Source organism: Schaalia georgiae DSM 6843 (assembly GCF_000429245.1).
Classification (GTDB): Bacteria; Actinomycetota; Actinomycetes; order Actinomycetales; family Actinomycetaceae; genus Pauljensenia; species Pauljensenia georgiae.
Genome location: NZ_AUBM01000011.1, coordinates 144,458 through 161,043, shown reverse-complemented (window position 1 = coordinate 161,043; position 16,586 = coordinate 144,458). Strand labels below are relative to the sequence as shown.

Below are 16,586 nucleotides of genomic sequence, written 5' to 3'. Positions count from 1 at the left end.
GCCCGCCTGACCCACCACTACGAGCAGACCACCCACGGGGACGAAAGACGGGTGATCACGTTGACGACCACGTGGGACGCCACCACCACCAACCCCTTCACCGGCCAAACCCTCACCCTCCCAGCAGTAGTGACCACCACCGAGAGGTCCGACCCCTTCCCCATCTCCCACCTACGCATCGACCTGACCGACACCGCCGACGAACAAGACGGCCACTAACCCCACAACCCCGCACAACACGACCCAGGCCCCGGCAGTCCGACCCGCGCTCGGCGCGGGCCGTGGTGGTGGGGACCCTTGCGATGGAGGCACGCCGATGGCCCACGACGACCCGAACGACCCGCACAGCCCGTACGGCGAAGACGACCCCTTGGACGCGGAGTGGGAGGCGTTGATGGGGCCTGGCGCTCCCGGAACCCCGTTCGCCCCGCGCCGCAAGACACCCCCCGACCCCGCCGGGCCGGACGGGCCGGCAGGCGCGCGCCCCGGCCCCCAAGACCCCGGCACGGCCGGCCCCCAAGACCCCGGCACGGCCGGCCGTGATGGGCCCGAAACACCCGGTGGGCCCCCGGCCAGTGCCCTGGCGGCCCTCGACGAACTCGCCAAACCCCCGGCCGCCACCACACCCCGCCCCGGGCCCCTGGCCCGCCTCCTGCACCGCGCCCGCCCCACCGGGCCCGCCCAGCCCTGGCAGCACTGGTTCTACACCAGCGGGGCGTGGATCGGCGCAGACGACTGGAAGAACCACCGCGGCCCCCTCACACACGACCAACGCCGCCTGGCCCACATCGGAGCCGCCCTCGCCCTCACCCTGCTCGCCTCCGCCACCGCCTCGGCCCTCCTATGGCACTGGACCAACCCCCCACTGCCCCCACCCGGGCCCGCCACCGTCAACGGATACCCCACCGGGGCCGACTCCAACCCCACCCCCTACCCCACTCCCGCGCCCACAACCCCCACCCCACCAGCAGGAAACAACCAGAACACCCCCAACGGAGCACAAGCCACCGCCTACCACGCCCTCGCCCTGGCCGACTACACCTGGAACACCGGCGACACCACACCCCTGCACGACCTATCCGCCCCCGAATGCCAATGGTGCGCCCAAACCACCACCGACACCACCACCACCTACACCACAGGAGGATGGGCCGCCAACGCCTGGCACACCAACACCAACACCACAACACCCCCACCCACCACACCCAACACCCACACCACCACCCTCACCACAACCCAACGCACCCCCGACATCTACACGCACGGCCACTTCCAACGCTTCACCTATATCGAGAAGGCGACATTCGAGATCACGGTCCGCTGGGACGGGAACAGGTGGCTGATCAGCGAAGTCGTCCCCACCCCATCCACACCCCGTCCCGACTGGCTGCCACCCGTGGCGAAGGCTCCTGCGCCAACGACCCCGCCGCCGACCACACCACCATCCCAGCCCCCGGCTCCCACTCCTCCAGCGCCGCAACCCCCTGACGGCGCCCCCACGAACAGGACCGCACCAGAGCAGGACACCGGCCCCGACACCACTGCACCAGGGACAACCGGAAGCTCCCCAACGGACCGCAGCGCTGACGAGGACGAACCAACCAACCCCGCCGACGCCTACGCCCGCTGAGCGGGACCGCCCACAGGATCGGTACACGACGGCGACGAAGACGAGACGGCTTCCGTCGGCGGCCATCCGCGGAACCGGTCGGCCAACACCCACAGGACCCGTCGGCGAACACCCACGGGACCGGCCAGCGCCCGCCCCGCTGGACCAACTGGTGAACGCCCGCCGGACCGGCCATCGGCCGTCGTCCAACCGGTCAACGTTGGCATTCACTGGCACTATGCTTAGTCCATTGCTCTCATGACCGCCGTACCGGCGGCATCCCGGTGATCCCACGGGTCGATACTCAAGGAGAACTCATGCCAACGCGGAGAACGAACGCCCTCGCGTCCCTCATCGCCTCATCTTCGCTTCTCCTCGCCTCCGCTGTGGCGCTGCCCGCGCAGGCGTTTTCACCGCCTGGAGAGGACGATCAGGGGCGGGGGTCACCGGCCACGAGCCAAGCAGCCGCCGACACCGCGCTGACCTCGAAGGCCGACTACGAGAACGGGACAGGCCCCGGGCCCGTCGACGACACCCAATCGGATGCCGCCGAGCCGGACGGCACTGGGGGGCACGCGCCGGACGAGGGCGTGCGCATCATCGTCCAGTTCGAGGACGGAGTCTCGGAGTCGGACTGCGACGAAATGGTCGACCGGATCGGCGAGGCCGTCGCCGCGTCCGTGCCCTCAGCGGCGGCGGGCGGCTCAGCGGTCACCCGGGCGCGCGACTACCGCAATGTGTTCATCGGAGTCGCAATCGATGCTCCGGCAGCGGCCCTCCCCGTGATCCAGGGCGTTGACGGCGTGAAGTCCGCGTTCATCGAACGCGAGGGCCACATTGAGACCGACGAGTCCGAACAGCCCGGTGGGCCCTCCGGAAACAGCAGCCCGGCCCACGAGGCGGGCGCCGCCGGCTCCGGCTCCGCGAGTGCGGCCGGCTCGCCTTCCCCCGCCGACGCACCTTCCCCCGCGGACACCCCGTCCTCGGGCGGCACGGCTTCCAACGGGGACGATGCACCGTCCGGCGCCCCGGCGAGCGGCGCCGCGCCCTCCCAGGATCCGGCGGCCGACTCGGGGAACGTGGAGGGCACAGCGGGTTCCCTGGCCGCAGAGGGGATCGACCCGTCGAACCGGTCGGCGCACCAGATGATGCGAATGGACCGCGTGCCGCACAAGGGCGAGGGCAGGGTCATCGCGTTCCTCGACACCGGGCTCGAGGTCGCCCACCCCGCGTTCTCCGGCGCGGTCGACGCCTCCAAGACGGCCCTCAAACGGGCGGATGTCGAGCAGGCCCTCCCCCGCCTCGGCGAGGGCAAGGACGGGCGCTACGTCAATGACAAGATCCCCTTCGCCTACGACTACGCCGATGATGACGCGGATGTGGCGCCCTCCTCGGGTGCCGGGGGCTTCCACGGAACGCACGTGGCGGGGATCGCGGCCGCGAACGCCGACAGGATCCGGGGCACCGCGCCGGGCGCGCAGATCATCGTCGCGAAGGTGGCGCGCAGTGGGAACGGCTCGCTGCCGGACTCGGCTGTGCTGGCGGCGCTCGACGACATGGCGGTTCTGCGACCCGATGTCATCAACCTGTCCATCGGGTGGTCGGCTGGCATGGACAACGCCGCCGATTCCCTCTACTCGACGGTCTACGCGAGGCTGCAGGAAGCGGGGGTCACCGTGGACGCGGCCGCGGGCAACGCGTACTCGGCGGGGCGCGGCAACAACTCTGGTAAGAACCTCCCCTACGCCTCGGACCCTGACTCGTCGGTCATGGACGAGCCTGCCACCTACTCCTCCGCGGTCGCGGTGGCGTCGGTGGACAACGCCCCGGCGAACGGCGCGTACAAGGCGAGCGACTTCTCCGCGTGGGGGGTGAGCCCGGATCTTCGCCTCAAACCGGAGATCGCCTCCCCCGGTGGCGGGGTTGTCTCAGCGGTTCCGGGCGGTGCCTACGATCAGGCTTCGGGCACGTCGATGGCGACTCCGCAGATGGCGGGCATCTCCGCCATCGTCCTCGAGAGGGTGAACACCGACCCCCTTTTCGCCAGCATGAGCGCGGCGGAGAGGATGGGAGTCGCCCAGAGCCTCATCATGGGAACGGCGCACCCCCTGGTGGACGCTGACCAGGGCACCGGGGCGTTCTACTCGCCGCGCAAGCAGGGCGCGGGCCTGGTGGACGCCCTGGCGGCGACGACCTCCCCCGTGTACCCGACCGTGGACGGCGCGGCCGAGCCCTCGCGCCCGAAGGCGGACCTCGGTGACGGGACGGCGGGCTGGTCCTTCACCATTACCGTGCACAACCTGTCCGATTCGGCGAAGTCCTACGCCCTGTCCTCGCAGGCGCTGTCGGAGGCCGTCGAAGGCGGGTTCTTCACGCTGCGCAGCAAGGATTGGGGCGGCAGGGGCATCTCGGTGTCGTACTCGGGGGCGGCCGTGGCCGGAAGCGGGGAGGGCGCGACGCTCGCCGTCCCAGCCTCCGGGCAGGCGTCCGTGACGGTGTCCGTCTCCCCGGGCGCCGACTTCGCCTCCTACGCCGCAGCGAACGCCCCGAAGGGCACGTTCATCGACGGTTTCGTGCGGCTCGCCGCTCAGGGCGGGTCCGGCCCCGATCTGTCGGTGCCCTACCTGGGGTTCTACGGGTCGTGGGGGGCCGCCGACGTCTTCGACGCTAAGGCGAGCGACGCCGCCGCCTCGCCCGCGCACATCTACCCCTCGGCGTTCGTCGATTCGCGGACGGGCCGGTCCCTGGGGGCGAACCCCTTCGCGCCGCAGAACACGGAGACGATCCCGGATCCGGGGCGCTACGTCGTCTCCCGTGCCGCCTCCTCCCTGGCGACGCGCCGCGCGGAGCCGCGCACCGGTCTGCTGCGCAGCGTGCACACTCTGACCTCGACGTACACGAACGAGGCGGGGACCACCGTCCTGGAGTACAGGAACTACCAGAACTACAAGTCGGTGCGCAACGCGAATGGGACCGTCTCCCGCGCTGAGTCCTACCACCTGGCGCCGGTGTTCGATTCCGAGGACAAGCAGGTGGCCGGTCTGCCCGACGGGAAGTACACGCTGACCATCGCCGCCACGACCTCCGGCCCCTCCCCCACGCGGCACGCGATCGCCTACGACTTCGCGCTGGACACCACGGCCCCACGCGTCACGGTCAGGGGCGTGAGCGGCGAGGGGGCCGGGGCGAAGGTCGCCTTCGATGTCACGGACGCCTCGCCCCTGGCCGCCTTCGACTTCCACGACCCGTCCAACGGGACGTGGTACTACCGCGAGTTGGTCAACGACGACGGGACAGTGAACCCCGACGGATCCCACACCTACCATTTCGAGGTGTCCGCCTCGGCGCTGCAGGCCGCGTGGGAGGCGCAGCACGGAAAGGGCGCCGCCCCGTCCGAGCCCTACGTACTCGCGTGGGATTGGGGCGCGAACCCCTCTGACAAGGCGGTCGTGCGCTTCCCGGGCACCACTTCGGGCGCTTGGACGCACGATTCCCACGGGTGGTGGTACCGCCTCTCCGACGGCTCGTGGCCGTCGTCGACGTCGATGGTCATCGACGGCGCGACCTACCGTTTCGACGCCTCGGGCTACATGCGCACCGGATGGGTGAGCGAGGCCGGCTCGTGGTACTACCATCTGCCCTCTGGGGCGATGGCGAAGGGGTGGGCCAACGTCGGCGGCACCTGGTACTACCTTTCCTCCGGCACGGGCGCGATGGCGATGGGCTGGCTCAACCAGGGTGGGACCTGGTACTACCTCGCGGCCTCCGGCGCCATGGCGATCGGATGGGCCGACGTCGGGGGGACCTGGTACTACTTCTCCCCCTCGGGCGCGATGGCCACGGGGTGGAAGTGGATCGACGGCGCGTGGTACCAGTTCTCGTCCTCCGGGGCGTGGACCGGCTGACGCCGAGCCAAGCAGGCGCGGACGCCGGGTCCCTCTCGGATCCCGGCGCCCGTCCTCGGCCCCACCAGCGGTTCGTTCCGCGGCGCCCCCTGTCCGCGGTTCCGCGGCGGTCCGACTAGCGGTTCGTGTCGCGGCGCTGCCCCCACACCGCTATGCCCACGAACAACACGGTCCACACGACGAAGTTCACCGGGTCCACCCAGTGGAAGGAGTCGAGCCCCTGGAGGGGGACTTGCACCATGTTCGTGATGCCGTACAGGGGCGTGAACGGGGCGATGGCCGAGAACACGGGTCCCATCATGCTCAGGGGCATGAACATGCCCGCGCACACGGCGCTGAGCAGGATGACCGCGCTGGACGCCGCGTAGGCGCCGTCGGATCGGACTGTGAAGGCGACGGCCAGTCCGATCGCAGCCGCCAGGATGGAGGCGGGGAGCATAATGACCGGTGTGAGCACCCACGCCGAGGCCTCCATCTGCGCTCCCGTGAGGGCCCCCACGGCGTAGACGATGGCCACGACAATGACTCCAGCGCCCACGGCCGCGACCAGGCGCGCCAGGATATTGACGGAGGAGCGCATGGGCGTGAGGGCGAAGAGGCGGGAGATCCCCATGGTGCGGTCCAGAGCCACGTTGGCGCCCATGGACGAGGCGACCAGGACGACGCCGTAGGTCGTCATGTTCGCCAGGACGGAGGCGGCGGCATTGCCATGGACGCCCCAGTTCTGGGCGTAGCTCTGGCCCGATCCGAAGATCAGGTACATGAGGATCGGGAGGACCAGGGAGAAGCTGATGGTGATCGGGTTGGTGATGAACTTCCAGAAGGTGAACCAGGTGAGGACGCCGAATCCTTTGAACCCCGAGGACGGGGCGCGGCGGGAGATTGCTTCGTCGGTGAATACTGTGGAGGACGACATGGTGATTCCTTATAGTGCTGGCGGCGCGGTCACGCGGTGAGCGAGGTGAAAACGTCCTCCAGCGAGGACGCGGTGATCTCGAGGCCGTGCGCCTCTGGGTGGGACAGCAGGATGCGGGCCGCAGGGTCGGTGTCATCGCCGTCGACGACGATCCGCCCTCCTTCGGTCGAGATCTTCCACGCCCCTGCCTCGGGGGCGGCGCGGAGCTGTTCGACGAGGCGGGGGCCGGCACCGGGATCCACGTCGACAGTGAGGTGGAAACTGCGGTTCATCCGGCGCAGCTCATCGGTGGGTGCGTCCTTGATGACGGAGCCGTCTTTGATGATGACGGTGCGCTCGGCGAAGTCCTGCGCCTCGGTGAGGTAGTGGGTGGCGAAGACGATGGTCCTGCCGCGTTCGGCCTGGGTGCGCATGACGTCCCAGAACTCGCGCCGGGCCGTGGCGTCCATGCCCGCGGTGGGCTCGTCAAGGATCAGCAGGTGGGGGTCGGGCAGGAGGGCCAGTGCGAGGCGCACGCGCTGCTGCTCGCCGCCGGAGAGCTTGCGGATGATCCGTCCGCTCATGTGGGCCAGCTGTGTCTCCTCGAGGATGGTCCCGTAGTCCACGTGGGTGTCGTGGGTGGAGCCGAACAGGTGGAGAGCCTCGGCCACGGTGTAATCGACGGGCAGAGAGCCGGTCTGGAGGACGACGCCGACCAGGGAGCGCCGTATCGCGTCGCGGGGCGCCAGGCCGAATACGCGGGCGGCGCCCGAGGTCGGGGCCTGCAGGCCGAGGATGATGTCGATCAGAGTGGACTTCCCGGCGCCGTTCTTACCGAGCAGCGCCATGATCTGGCCCCTGGGGATGTCCAGACTGAGGGCGTTGAGGGCGCGGACCTTCCCGTAGTCTTTCGTCACCTCCTCCACTGAGACCGCTCGTGCGCGCCTCTTCGCGCGCGGTGGGTGTACTGCGGTGGTGTGTTCTGTGCTCATGGCTCTCAAGTATTAGCCACACCACACCGATGTGACAGTGGCAACTAACCCGGAGGAGACTGTGCCATATGTCATGGTTGCCCAGTCATCGTTGTTTCACTCCAGGACCTTTTACCCCAGAAATCGCACCAATTGGCGGAATGCTTGAGTGCTCGCGTTTTCCATCGGTGGTGGCGCGCCTGGTGCTGGTGGCGGGCCATTATTGCCTCCCCGGCCCCATGTCGTGGTCGTCGGTGTCAGGGCGCCCGCCCAGTCAACCGCATGCCCACGATCGGGGGCTCACAACCCGTCGGATGGGTGCCCACTTCTGCGCGCCCACGGCCGCCGGGGGCAGCACGAGAGCGCGCTCCTACGAGGCCCCTCCTCCGCGGTGGCGTGTGGATCCACGTGGGAAGTCGCCCCGTGGCTGATCGTGCGCCCATCGGCCGCTGGGGAGCCAGCACATGGCGCCCCCGACGGTCAACGGCGCATTAGGGTGGGACATGGTAACGGCCTCCTGGACCAGGACACGGACTTCGACACTCCACATCCTGCCAGGGGCCGCTACCCCACGACAACAACCTCACACCCCACAACAACTAGCCCCGGCCCCACCAATGATGATCTATGGGTGAGCCGCCAGGATAATGAGGCCCGCGGATGTCCACCACCAATGGGGGCCGTGTCCTGGTCTTGCCTTAGAGCATGCTCACAGGTTTAGCATCGCAAACATGATGGACGATCAACTATTAAAAGCACTGCGCCTGGCAGTAGACCCCCCTGGCGCCATCAACGTGCAAGCCCTGCGCGACCTGGCCTGTGACGACGACACCATCCATTGGGACATATCCACCGTCGCGGAGCACTTACAGGTCAGCCCACACACCTTGCGCTACTACGAACGAGCCGGCCTGGTAACGGTTGGCCGAGACCAATCCGGTTATCGGCAATACGATGCTGCAGCTGTACGCAGACTGGTGTTCATCACGCGAATGCGAGTATCCGGCATGTCGATATCCGAGCTCCAACGCTACATACACCTCGTTGAAGCAGGCGACTCCACCACCGATGAACGCCTCAAACTGCTGCTGGAACACCGCGACGCGCTGCGCCACAAGATCGAACAGTTACAGATTTCCCTCGCAGCCACTGAATACAAAATCGCCATCTATCAGGAAGGAATGCTAAGCCATGACCACTAAGCAATACGACATTGAGACATCAGAAAACCTCGAACGCCGCAACCGGGGACTGGATGTCCTCTCCCACATCGATGGGGCCGCAGGGCACCGTGTTATGGATTCCCTAGCAGTTGCCAACCCCGCTCTTGGCCACCACATCGCAGCCTTCGCCTTCGGCGATATCTATGACCGGCCTGGTCTTGATCCACGAAGCCGCCAACTCGTAACCCTCGGTGCCCTCACCGCCTTGGGCGGGTGTGAAGCACAGCTGAAGGTACACGTGGGCGCTTCCCTCAATGTTGGGATAGCCCCCGAAGAAATCAGAGAAGCCATCCTGCATGCTTCTGTGTACTGCGGATTCCCCAGGGCGCTAAACGCAACATTTGCAGCCCAAGAGGTGATCGAGTCACGGAAACAATAGCAGGCAAGTGCCCGGAACAAGGCGGCCACTACCCATCACTAATCACGCGCGAACGAGACAGGCCCACTACCGCCGCACGAATCACACCAACAATGAAGAGACTCACCCTAGGGAGATTCCCAGTGCTGGTGGTCCACTCGCCCTCGTCCCTGTTCCCAAGCCAGCCAGCAGCTCCATCGGATCGCAATCAACGCCAGGCCCGGGAGCCGTTCCTCCCGGGCCTGGCGCACGCAAGCGGGTGGGCCGCGCACCGCGCGGCCCACCCGCCCCTGCGATAATCGGCGCTTGGCGGCGCCTCAGCGGGCGCGCACCGACACCGATACCGCCAGCGCCTCCGCCTCGGAAACCGACACCGACAGAGCGAGGGTCTCGGCGGCGATCATGTCCCGCCAGGCCTCGACGTCGGCCACGTGGGCGGCCGGGACTGCCAGCTCCAGGTCGATGCGGTCGGCGATGTGCAGGCCCGCGTTCTTGCGCTCCTCCTGGACGGCGCGCACGACATCGCGGGCGTAGCCCTCGGCCTCCAACTCGGGGGTGAGCTCGGTGTCCAGGACCACGAACGTGCCCGAGGGGAGCACGTCGGCGACCTGCCCCTCGGCCGCGTCCACCGACGTGGACACCGAGAACATGCCATCCGTCAGCACAATCGGGGAACCATCGGCCAGCACGGATGGGAAGCGGCACGACCCGTCGTCCAGAACCTCCCAGTCGCCCGACTTCTGGGCCTTGAACAGCTGGCTGGTGAGCTTGCGGAACGCGGGGTCGAAGGCCCGCGGGTTGAGGCTCAGCTCGGTGCGCACGCCCAACCCCGATTCCTCGGGGGCGGAGAAGACCACGGACTTCACGTTCACCTCGGAGGCGATCAGCTCCGCGAAGGGCTCCAGGTCCGCGTAGCCCTCGGACACGACCCGCAGGGAGGCGAGCGGCTGGCGCACGCGCAGCTGATGCGTCTTTCGCAGCGCGTGGGCCGCCGACACGACGGAGCGGACCTCGTCCATGGCGGCCACGAGAGCGGGGGCGGCCACGGCCTCGTCGATGACGGGGAAGTCCTGCAGGTGGACGGACTCACCGCCTGTCAGGCCGCGCCAGACCTCCTCGGCCAGCAGGGGCAGCAGCGGGGCAGCCACCTCCATGAGGACCACCAGCGCCGTGTACAGGGCGTCGAAGGCGGCGGGGTCCTCGTCCCAGAAGCGCTGGCGCTGGGTGCGCACGTACCAGTTCGTCAGCACGTCCAGATGGTCGCGCACCGCGTCGCAGGCCCCCGCGACGTCGTAGGCGTCCAGGCGGGCGCGCACGTCCTCGGCGAGGCCGCGCGTGTGGGCCAAAAGGTAGCGGTCCATCTGGGCCAGGCCACGGGTCGCCGAGGCGGACGACAGGTCGAGGCGGCGCGCCCGGTAGCCCGCGCCCTTGTCCGCGGCGCCCGCGTAGAGGGTGAAGAAGTAGTACGTGTTCCAGATGGGCAGCAGCACTTGGCGCACGGTGTCGCGGATCGCGGACTCCTTGACCATGAGGTTGCCGCCGCGCACCACGGGGCTGGACATGAGGAACCAGCGCATCGCGTCGGAGCCGTAGCGGTCGAACACCTGCGACACGTCCGGGTAGTTGCGCAGCGACTTGCTCATCTTCATCCCGTCGTCGCCCAGGACGATTCCGTGGGACACGCAGTTGCGGAACGCGGGCCGGTCGAAGAGCGCCGTGGCCAGGACGTGCAGCGTGTAGAACCAGCCCCGCGTCTGGCCGATGTACTCGACGATGAAGTCGCCCGGGTAGTGGGACTCGAACCACTCCCGGTTCTCGAAGGGGTAGTGCACCTGCGCGAAGGGCATCGACCCGGACTCGAACCAGCAGTCGAAGACATCGGGGATGCGGCGCATCGTCGACTTGCCCGTCGGATCGTCCGGGTTGGGACGGGTGAGCGAATCGATGAAGGGGCGGTGGAAGTCCGCCACCTCCACGCCGAAGTCGGCCTCCAGCTCGGCGATCGACCCGTACACGTCCGTGCGCGGGTACGCGGGGTCGTCGGACACCCACACGGGGATGGGCGCCCCCCAGAAGCGGTTGCGGGAGATCGACCAGTCGCGGGCCCCGGCCAGCCACTTGCCGAAGACGCCGTCCTTGATGTGCTCGGGGGTCCAGTTGATCTGCTGGTTCAGCTCCACCATGCGGTCGCGGATCGCGGTGACGCGCACGAACCACGAGGACACCGCCTTGTACATGAGGGGCTTGCGGCAGCGCCAGCAGTGCGGGTAGGAGTGGGTGTAGGACGCCTCCGCCACCAGGGTGGCGCGCACCCGCGGATCCCGCCGCGCGATGGGGCCCGACTGGTCGCGCAGGTCGGCCACGATGTGGCGGTTCGCGTCGAAAATGTGCATTCCCCGGTAGTCGGGTACCTCGGAGGTGAATACGCCGCCGTCGTCCACGGGCAGGACCATGCCGATGCCGTACTCCATGCACGTCCACATATCGTCCTCGCCGAAGGCGGGCGCCTGGTGGACCAGGCCGGTGCCGTCCGTGGTGGTCACGTAGTCGGCCGCCACGACCGTCCACGCGTTGGGGCCGGGCACCGCCCCCTCGGCGCGGTGCGCGTCGTCGTCGAAGTAGTCGTAGATCGGGTGGTAGCGCCGGCCCACCAGGTCGGAGCCCTTGAAGGACGCGACGACCCGGGGCTCCTCGCCGAGCTGTTTGGCGTGGGCGGCCAGCAGGTCCCGGGCGATGAGGACCCGCTCGCCGGCCACCGGCGACGCCGCATCGGGGTCCGCCTCGACGACCACGTAGTCGATGCCGGGGCCGACGGCGACCGCGGAGTTCGACGGCAGGGTCCACGGCGTCGTCGTCCACACGAGGGCGAGCTCGGGGCGCTCGGAGTCCGCCAGGAGGGCCTCAGTCAGGCGCAGGCCCACGGTGACCGTGTTGTCCGTGCGGTCCTGGTAGACCTCGTCGTCCATCCGCAGCTCGTGGTTGGACAGGGGGGTCCGGTCGTTCCAGCAGTACGGCAGCACGCGGTGGCCCTGGTAGGCCAGGCCCCTGTCGTAGAGCTGCTTGAACGCCCAGATCACGGACTCCGTGTAGGGCATGTCCAGGGTCTTGTAGTCGTGCTCGAAGTCCACCCAGCGCGCCTGACGGGTGACGTAGTCCTCCCACTCCTTGGTGTAGCGCAGGACGGAGGAACGGCAGGCCTCGTTGAAGGCGGCGATGCCGACACCGCCCTCGCGGGTGATCTCGGTGACGTCGTCGATGCCGAGCTGGCGCTGGGCCTCGAGCTCGGCGGGCAGGCCGTGGGTGTCCCAGCCGAAACGGCGCTCCACGCGATGGCCGAGCATCGTCTGGTAGCGCCCGACCACGTCCTTGACGTAGCCGGTGAGCAGGTGCCCGTAGTGCGGGAGGCCGTTGGCGAAGGGGGGGCCGTCGTAGAAGACGAACTCGTTGGAGCCGCCCTCGCGCCGGGCGATGGACTTGCGGAAGGTGTCGTCAGCGGCCCAGAAGGCCAGTGTCGCGCCCTCCATCGCGGGGAAGGACGGGCTTGGATCCACCTCGTCGTCCCGGTGGAGGGGGTAGAAGCCGTGCTTCGTCATGGCAGTCCTCGTGTTGCGCCGTGCACAGGGACGAGGACCGGCGACGCCGGGACCCGCGGTACCACCCCGCTTGCCGCGCTCACGCGGCCTCTTCGTTGGGGCTGTGTCGGGCCCTCCCGTCCGGTTCTACTGGGGGACGGGGCAGCGCCCAGCGGATCCCTGTTCTTCCGGATGCTCCCCGGTGATGCCCCGCTGAGCGGGCCGGATCATAGCAACGCCGATTCTACCCACAGATGCGCGCCCGGTGCTGGGTATGCTGGTGGCGTGACCATGGAACGCACCCGGCCCGCCGCCCTCGCAGCCTACTCCGCCGTCGCCGTCGTGGCCGGGGCGGTGGTCCTCGCCGGAGCCCTGGGCGGCCAGGGCGTGCGGATGTGGGCGATCGGCGTCGGCATTTTCTTCCAGGCGGCGCCCTTCCTGGCCCTGGGAGTGCTCGTGTCGGAGCTCATCGAGGAGTTCGCGCCCCCCGAGCGCCTCGCCCGCCTCTTCCCCCGCGGTCCGGCGTCGATCGCCGCTGCCCTGGCGGCCGCGCTCGTCCTGCCGGTGTGCGACTGCTCGGCGGTGCCGGTCTTCCGCTCCCTGGTGCGCAAAGGCGTGCCCACCTCGGCGGCGGTCACCCTCATGCTGGCCTCCCCCTCGATCAACCCGATCGTCGTGTGGTCCACGTGGTACGCCTTCGGCTCGTGGCGGATCGTCGTCCTGCGCGCCCTGCTGGCCGTCGCCGTGACCGTGGTCGTCGGAGTCATGATGGGCCGCGTCGGCGGGCCCGTCCTGGTGGAGGACGAGGCGGAGTGCGCTGCCGGGTGCGGGTGCCACCCGGGTGGGGGCGGGGCGGGCGCCCCCGTCGGCGGGCGGCTGGCGCTCGTGGCCTCCCACAGCGCCACCGGCTTCGGCCGTATCCTGCCCTACCTGCTGGTGGGCATAGCCCTGTCGAGCGCGGCCCAGGTGCTCATCTCCCCCACCCAGTCCCTCGACGGGGCGCCCGCGCCCGTGGCACTGGGCGCGATGATGGCCGCGGGATTCGTGTTCTCCCTGTGCTCCTCCTCCGACGCGATCATCGCGCGCTCCCTGTCGGCGCTGGCGCCCGCGGGCGCGCTACTTGGCTTCATGGTGTACGGACCGATGATGGATGTGAAGAACGTGCTCCTGCTGTCCAGCTCCTTCGACAAGCGCTTCGTCGCGAAACTCTTCGTCGTCGTCACAGTGACCAGCGCCGCCGCCGTGGGCTGCGTGTGGGCGCTGGGATTGGTGGCGCTGTGAGCGGGAAGGAGCGAGAGGGGCAGAACGGCCAGGACCGGGCGTTCCTGGCGATCGCGGGGGACTTCGAGGCGTCCCAGCGCCGCAGGGCGGCCCGCCGCGCCGAGGAGGAGGAGCGCCGGCCCCGGCTGGTCGCCTGGGCGGAGGCGGCGGTCCTGGTGGTCCTGGCGGCCTCCCTGGCCCTCGCCGTCGTCTCGGGACGCTACCTCAAGGTGGTGCCCCCCAGGGCGGTGTGGGGCATCGGCTTCCTGGTCGTGTGCTGCCTGGTGTGGGCGTGGGCGAGGGCGCGCAGCGCCCGCAGGCGCCAGGCCCCGGCCCGCGAGCCCGGGGCGTGGGTCCGCGTCATCGGCCTGTGGGCGGCGGCGGTGTGCATCGCGCTGCCCATCAACCCCACCCCTTCCCAGCTGCTCGGCTCGGGGGCGCCGCGCTCGCAGACCTCCGCCCACTCCCAGCTCTCCCCCGCCCCTGAGGCGCCCTCCGCCCCCGAGGACCCCGCGGACCCGGGCGCCGACCCCACAGCCGCGTCCTCTCCCCCGACCGGCCCCTCCCCCTCGGCCAGTCCGGCCGCGCGCGCCACTGGCGCCCCACAGGGCGCGCCTTTGGAGGTGGGCACGGAGACCTTCTACTCGACGCTGCGCGAGTTGTCTGCCAACGGCGCCGCCTACGAGGGCCGGGAGATCACCGTCACCGGTTTCGTCGTGTCGCCGCAGACCGCCGCCTCGCAGCAGGGCCTGCCACGACTGGCGGCCACCGATTCCTTCGCTCTCGCGCGCATGACGATCTGGTGCTGCGCCGCCGACGCCTACGCCCTGGGGTTCGCGGTCGAGGCCCCGGCGGGCACACAGGTGGAACCGGACCAGTGGGTGCGGGTCCACGGGCGGCTCCACTCCCGCGGCGGCAAGGCGCTGGCGCTGGAGGCGGACAGCGTCGAGGCCGTGGACGCCCCCGACCAGGAGTTCGTCTTCGAGGAGCGGTAGCCGCCCCCTCGGGGGCGTTGGACCGCCTGGCCCGGTGCCGACTCCGCACCGGCACCCCGGATTGAGCGGTGGCGCATTTCACTGTAATAGTTGTGCCTATGACAACGGCCATCGAACAACGTCCGCGCTGCGGAGCGCGGGAGGGGGATCCCCTCCCCCACCGCCCACCGGCGAGCGCGGACCCCGCCCGCAGATCCCACGGATCCGGCGCCCCGGGCCTGGCGTCCGCCGTCGCCGGGCGCACAGCGTCCCGTCCGACCGACGCGAGGAGGCGTCCATGACCCGTTCGCACGACATCCCCGACAACGTCCGCAACATCCTGGTCGTCATGACCGACCAGCACCGCGTCGACACCATCGGCTGCCTGGGCAACCCCCACGCCCGCACCCCCGTCATCGACCGGATGGGGCGCGAGGGCTTCGCCTTCACGAACGCCTTCACACCCACGGCGATCTGCACGCCCGCCCGCGCCTCGCTGCTCACGGGGAAACGCCCGGGCAAGCACCAGGTGCTGGCGAACCCCGAGTGGAACATCGCCTACCGGGTGTCGATCCCGGAAGGCACGTGGACGTACACGCAGGAGCTGCGCGACGCCGGGTACAACGTCGGGATCGTGGGGAAGTACCACTGCGGCCACAACCTGCCCGACAAGTTCGGCGCGGACGACGACACGTTCTGGGGCGCGGAGAACCCCGTCGCCAACGAGGAGTACGTGGCGTGGCTGAACGAGCGCGGCCTTCCCCCTGTGCGCGCTCACGACCTGTGGCGCGGAAAGCTGCCCGGCGGCCGGGACGGGCACATCCTCGCCGCGCGCCTCGACCAGCCCGAGGAGGCGACCTTCGAGCGCTTCCTCGCCGACCGCGCCATCACGAGGCTGCGCCAGTACGCGGCCGACTGGAAGGAGGCGCGCCGGCCGTTCTGCCTCGACGTGCACTTCTTCGGCCCGCACCTGCCCTACTTCCTGCCCGACGAGTGGTTCGACCTCATCGACCCGGCGGATGTCGAACTGCCGGAGAGCTTCGGGGACCCCCTGATCGGCAAGCCCCCCATCCAGCTCAACTACGCGACCTACTGGTCCACGTCCTCGTTCACGAACGAGCAGTGGAAGAAGCTGATCGCCGTCTACTGGGGGTACGTGGCCATGATCGACTTCGAGATCGGTCGCATTATGGACGCGGCGCGCGAACTGGGGGTCCTGGACGACACCGCCGTGTTCTTCTGCGCGGACCACGGGGAGTTCACGGGCGCCCACCGCCTCAACGACAAGGGACCGATGATGTACGACGACATCTACAACATCCCGTTCATCGCCCGCATCCCCGGGGTGTCGGCTGTGGGCGCCTCCGACGACTTCGTCTCCCTCATCGACCTGCCTGCCACGGTCCTCGACGTGGCGCGCCTGGACACCTCCCTGGTGGAGGACGGGCGCTCCATCGTGGACCTGACCCGCGGCGGGGAGGTCGAGGGGTGGAGGCAGGACATCGTCTGCGAGTTCCACGGCCACCACTTCCCCCTCCAGCAGAGGATGCTGCGCACCCGCGACTTCAAACTCGTCATCAACCCCGAGTCGGTCAACGAGCTCTACGACCTGCGCCGCGACCCGGCCGAGATGACCAACGTGTACGCCTCCCCCGTCTACGACGAGGTCCGTCGGGAACTGGCCACGAACCTGTACCGCCAGCTGCGCGAGCGCGGCGACCACTCCTTCGCCAAGTGGATGGCCGCCATGACCGACTTCGACGTTCCCCTGGCCAACACGGCGCGCTCCGACCTCGACGGGGTCGGAACCGAGTAGGCG

Annotated in this window: 10 protein-coding genes and 1 pseudogene; 8 read left to right on the top strand and 3 right to left on the bottom strand. The window is 69.3% G+C overall.

Translation table 11 applies throughout. The annotated features are described in order from the left end of the window. From G447_RS11250 to G447_RS0107010, 3 genes and pseudogenes are all read left to right on the top strand, one after another. A pseudogene (locus G447_RS11250) lies at positions 1-219 on the top strand (hypothetical protein); the annotation flags it as partial. 97 nt (positions 220-316) lie between these two features. Next, positions 317-1,630, top strand: a complete 1,314-nt coding sequence (locus tag G447_RS12285; RefSeq protein ID WP_026430545.1) for a DUF6318 family protein — start codon at positions 317-319, stop codon at positions 1,628-1,630. Positions 1,631-1,926: 296 nt separating this feature from the next. Continuing rightward, positions 1,927-5,514, top strand: coding sequence for a S8 family serine peptidase (locus G447_RS0107010; protein WP_026430544.1), 3,588 nt, complete (start codon positions 1,927-1,929; stop codon positions 5,512-5,514). Positions 5,515-5,629: 115 nt separating this feature from the next. On the opposite strand, the gene G447_RS0107005 is transcribed toward G447_RS0107010, so the two are convergent. Further along, positions 5,630-6,430, bottom strand: a complete 801-nt coding sequence (locus G447_RS0107005; protein WP_026430543.1) for an ABC transporter permease — start codon at positions 6,428-6,430, stop codon at positions 5,630-5,632. Positions 6,431-6,459: 29 nt separating this feature from the next. Next, positions 6,460-7,401 carry an ABC transporter ATP-binding protein gene (locus G447_RS0107000; protein WP_051226273.1) on the bottom strand — a complete coding sequence of 314 codons (942 nt, stop codon included), beginning with the start codon at positions 7,399-7,401 and terminating at the stop codon, positions 6,460-6,462. Positions 7,402-8,111: 710 nt separating this feature from the next. Between G447_RS0107000 and G447_RS0106995 the strand changes: the two genes are divergently transcribed. Together G447_RS0106995 and G447_RS12065 are read left to right on the top strand one after the other, a co-directional pair. Then, positions 8,112-8,582, top strand: a complete 471-nt coding sequence (locus tag G447_RS0106995) for a MerR family transcriptional regulator (protein WP_026430541.1) — start codon at positions 8,112-8,114, stop codon at positions 8,580-8,582. Continuing rightward, a complete protein-coding gene (locus G447_RS12065; protein ID WP_081491403.1) occupies positions 8,572-8,982 on the top strand; it encodes a carboxymuconolactone decarboxylase family protein in 411 nt (136 codons plus the stop codon). Before G447_RS0106995 ends, G447_RS12065 begins: the two co-directional genes overlap by 11 nt. Before the next feature lie 296 nt (positions 8,983-9,278). On the opposite strand, the gene ileS is transcribed toward G447_RS12065, so the two are convergent. Then, positions 9,279-12,554, bottom strand: a complete 3,276-nt coding sequence (gene ileS, locus G447_RS0106985) for an isoleucine--tRNA ligase (protein ID WP_026430540.1) — start codon at positions 12,552-12,554, stop codon at positions 9,279-9,281. Positions 12,555-12,824: 270 nt separating this feature from the next. On the opposite strand from ileS, the gene G447_RS0106980 reads away from it, so the two are divergent. From G447_RS0106980 to G447_RS0106970, 3 genes are all read left to right on the top strand, one after another. Beyond that, complete coding sequence (locus G447_RS0106980) at positions 12,825-13,814, top strand: permease (protein ID WP_034476627.1); 990 nt, start codon at positions 12,825-12,827, stop codon at positions 13,812-13,814. After that, positions 13,811-14,788: a TIGR03943 family putative permease subunit gene (locus G447_RS11740; protein WP_051226272.1), complete on the top strand. Its 978-nt coding sequence runs from the start codon at positions 13,811-13,813 to the stop codon at positions 14,786-14,788. Before G447_RS0106980 ends, G447_RS11740 begins: the two co-directional genes overlap by 4 nt. Before the next feature lie 277 nt (positions 14,789-15,065). After that, on the top strand, positions 15,066-16,583 hold the full coding sequence (locus G447_RS0106970) for a sulfatase family protein (RefSeq protein WP_026430538.1): 1,518 nt from the start codon (positions 15,066-15,068) through the stop codon (positions 16,581-16,583). The last annotated feature ends 3 nt before the right edge of the window (positions 16,584-16,586 follow it).

Bases quoted from the DNA above. Each gene is read 5' to 3' on its own strand.
- G447_RS12065 (WP_081491403.1), top strand. From the start codon at position 8,572: ATGACCACTAAGCAATACGACATTGAGACATCAGAAAACCTCGAACGC.
- G447_RS0107010 (WP_026430544.1), top strand. From the start codon at position 1,927: ATGCCAACGCGGAGAACGAACGCCCTCGCGTCCCTCATCGCCTCATCT.
- G447_RS0106980 (WP_034476627.1), top strand. From the start codon at position 12,825: ATGGAACGCACCCGGCCCGCCGCCCTCGCAGCCTACTCCGCCGTCGCC.
- G447_RS0106995 (WP_026430541.1), top strand. From the start codon at position 8,112: ATGATGGACGATCAACTATTAAAAGCACTGCGCCTGGCAGTAGACCCC.
- G447_RS0106970 (WP_026430538.1), top strand. From the start codon at position 15,066: ATGACCCGTTCGCACGACATCCCCGACAACGTCCGCAACATCCTGGTC.
- ileS (WP_026430540.1), bottom strand. From the start codon at position 12,554: ATGACGAAGCACGGCTTCTACCCCCTCCACCGGGACGACGAGGTGGAT.
- G447_RS0107005 (WP_026430543.1), bottom strand. From the start codon at position 6,430: ATGTCGTCCTCCACAGTATTCACCGACGAAGCAATCTCCCGCCGCGCC.
- G447_RS0107000 (WP_051226273.1), bottom strand. From the start codon at position 7,401: ATGAGCACAGAACACACCACCGCAGTACACCCACCGCGCGCGAAGAGG.
- G447_RS12285 (WP_026430545.1), top strand. From the start codon at position 317: ATGGCCCACGACGACCCGAACGACCCGCACAGCCCGTACGGCGAAGAC.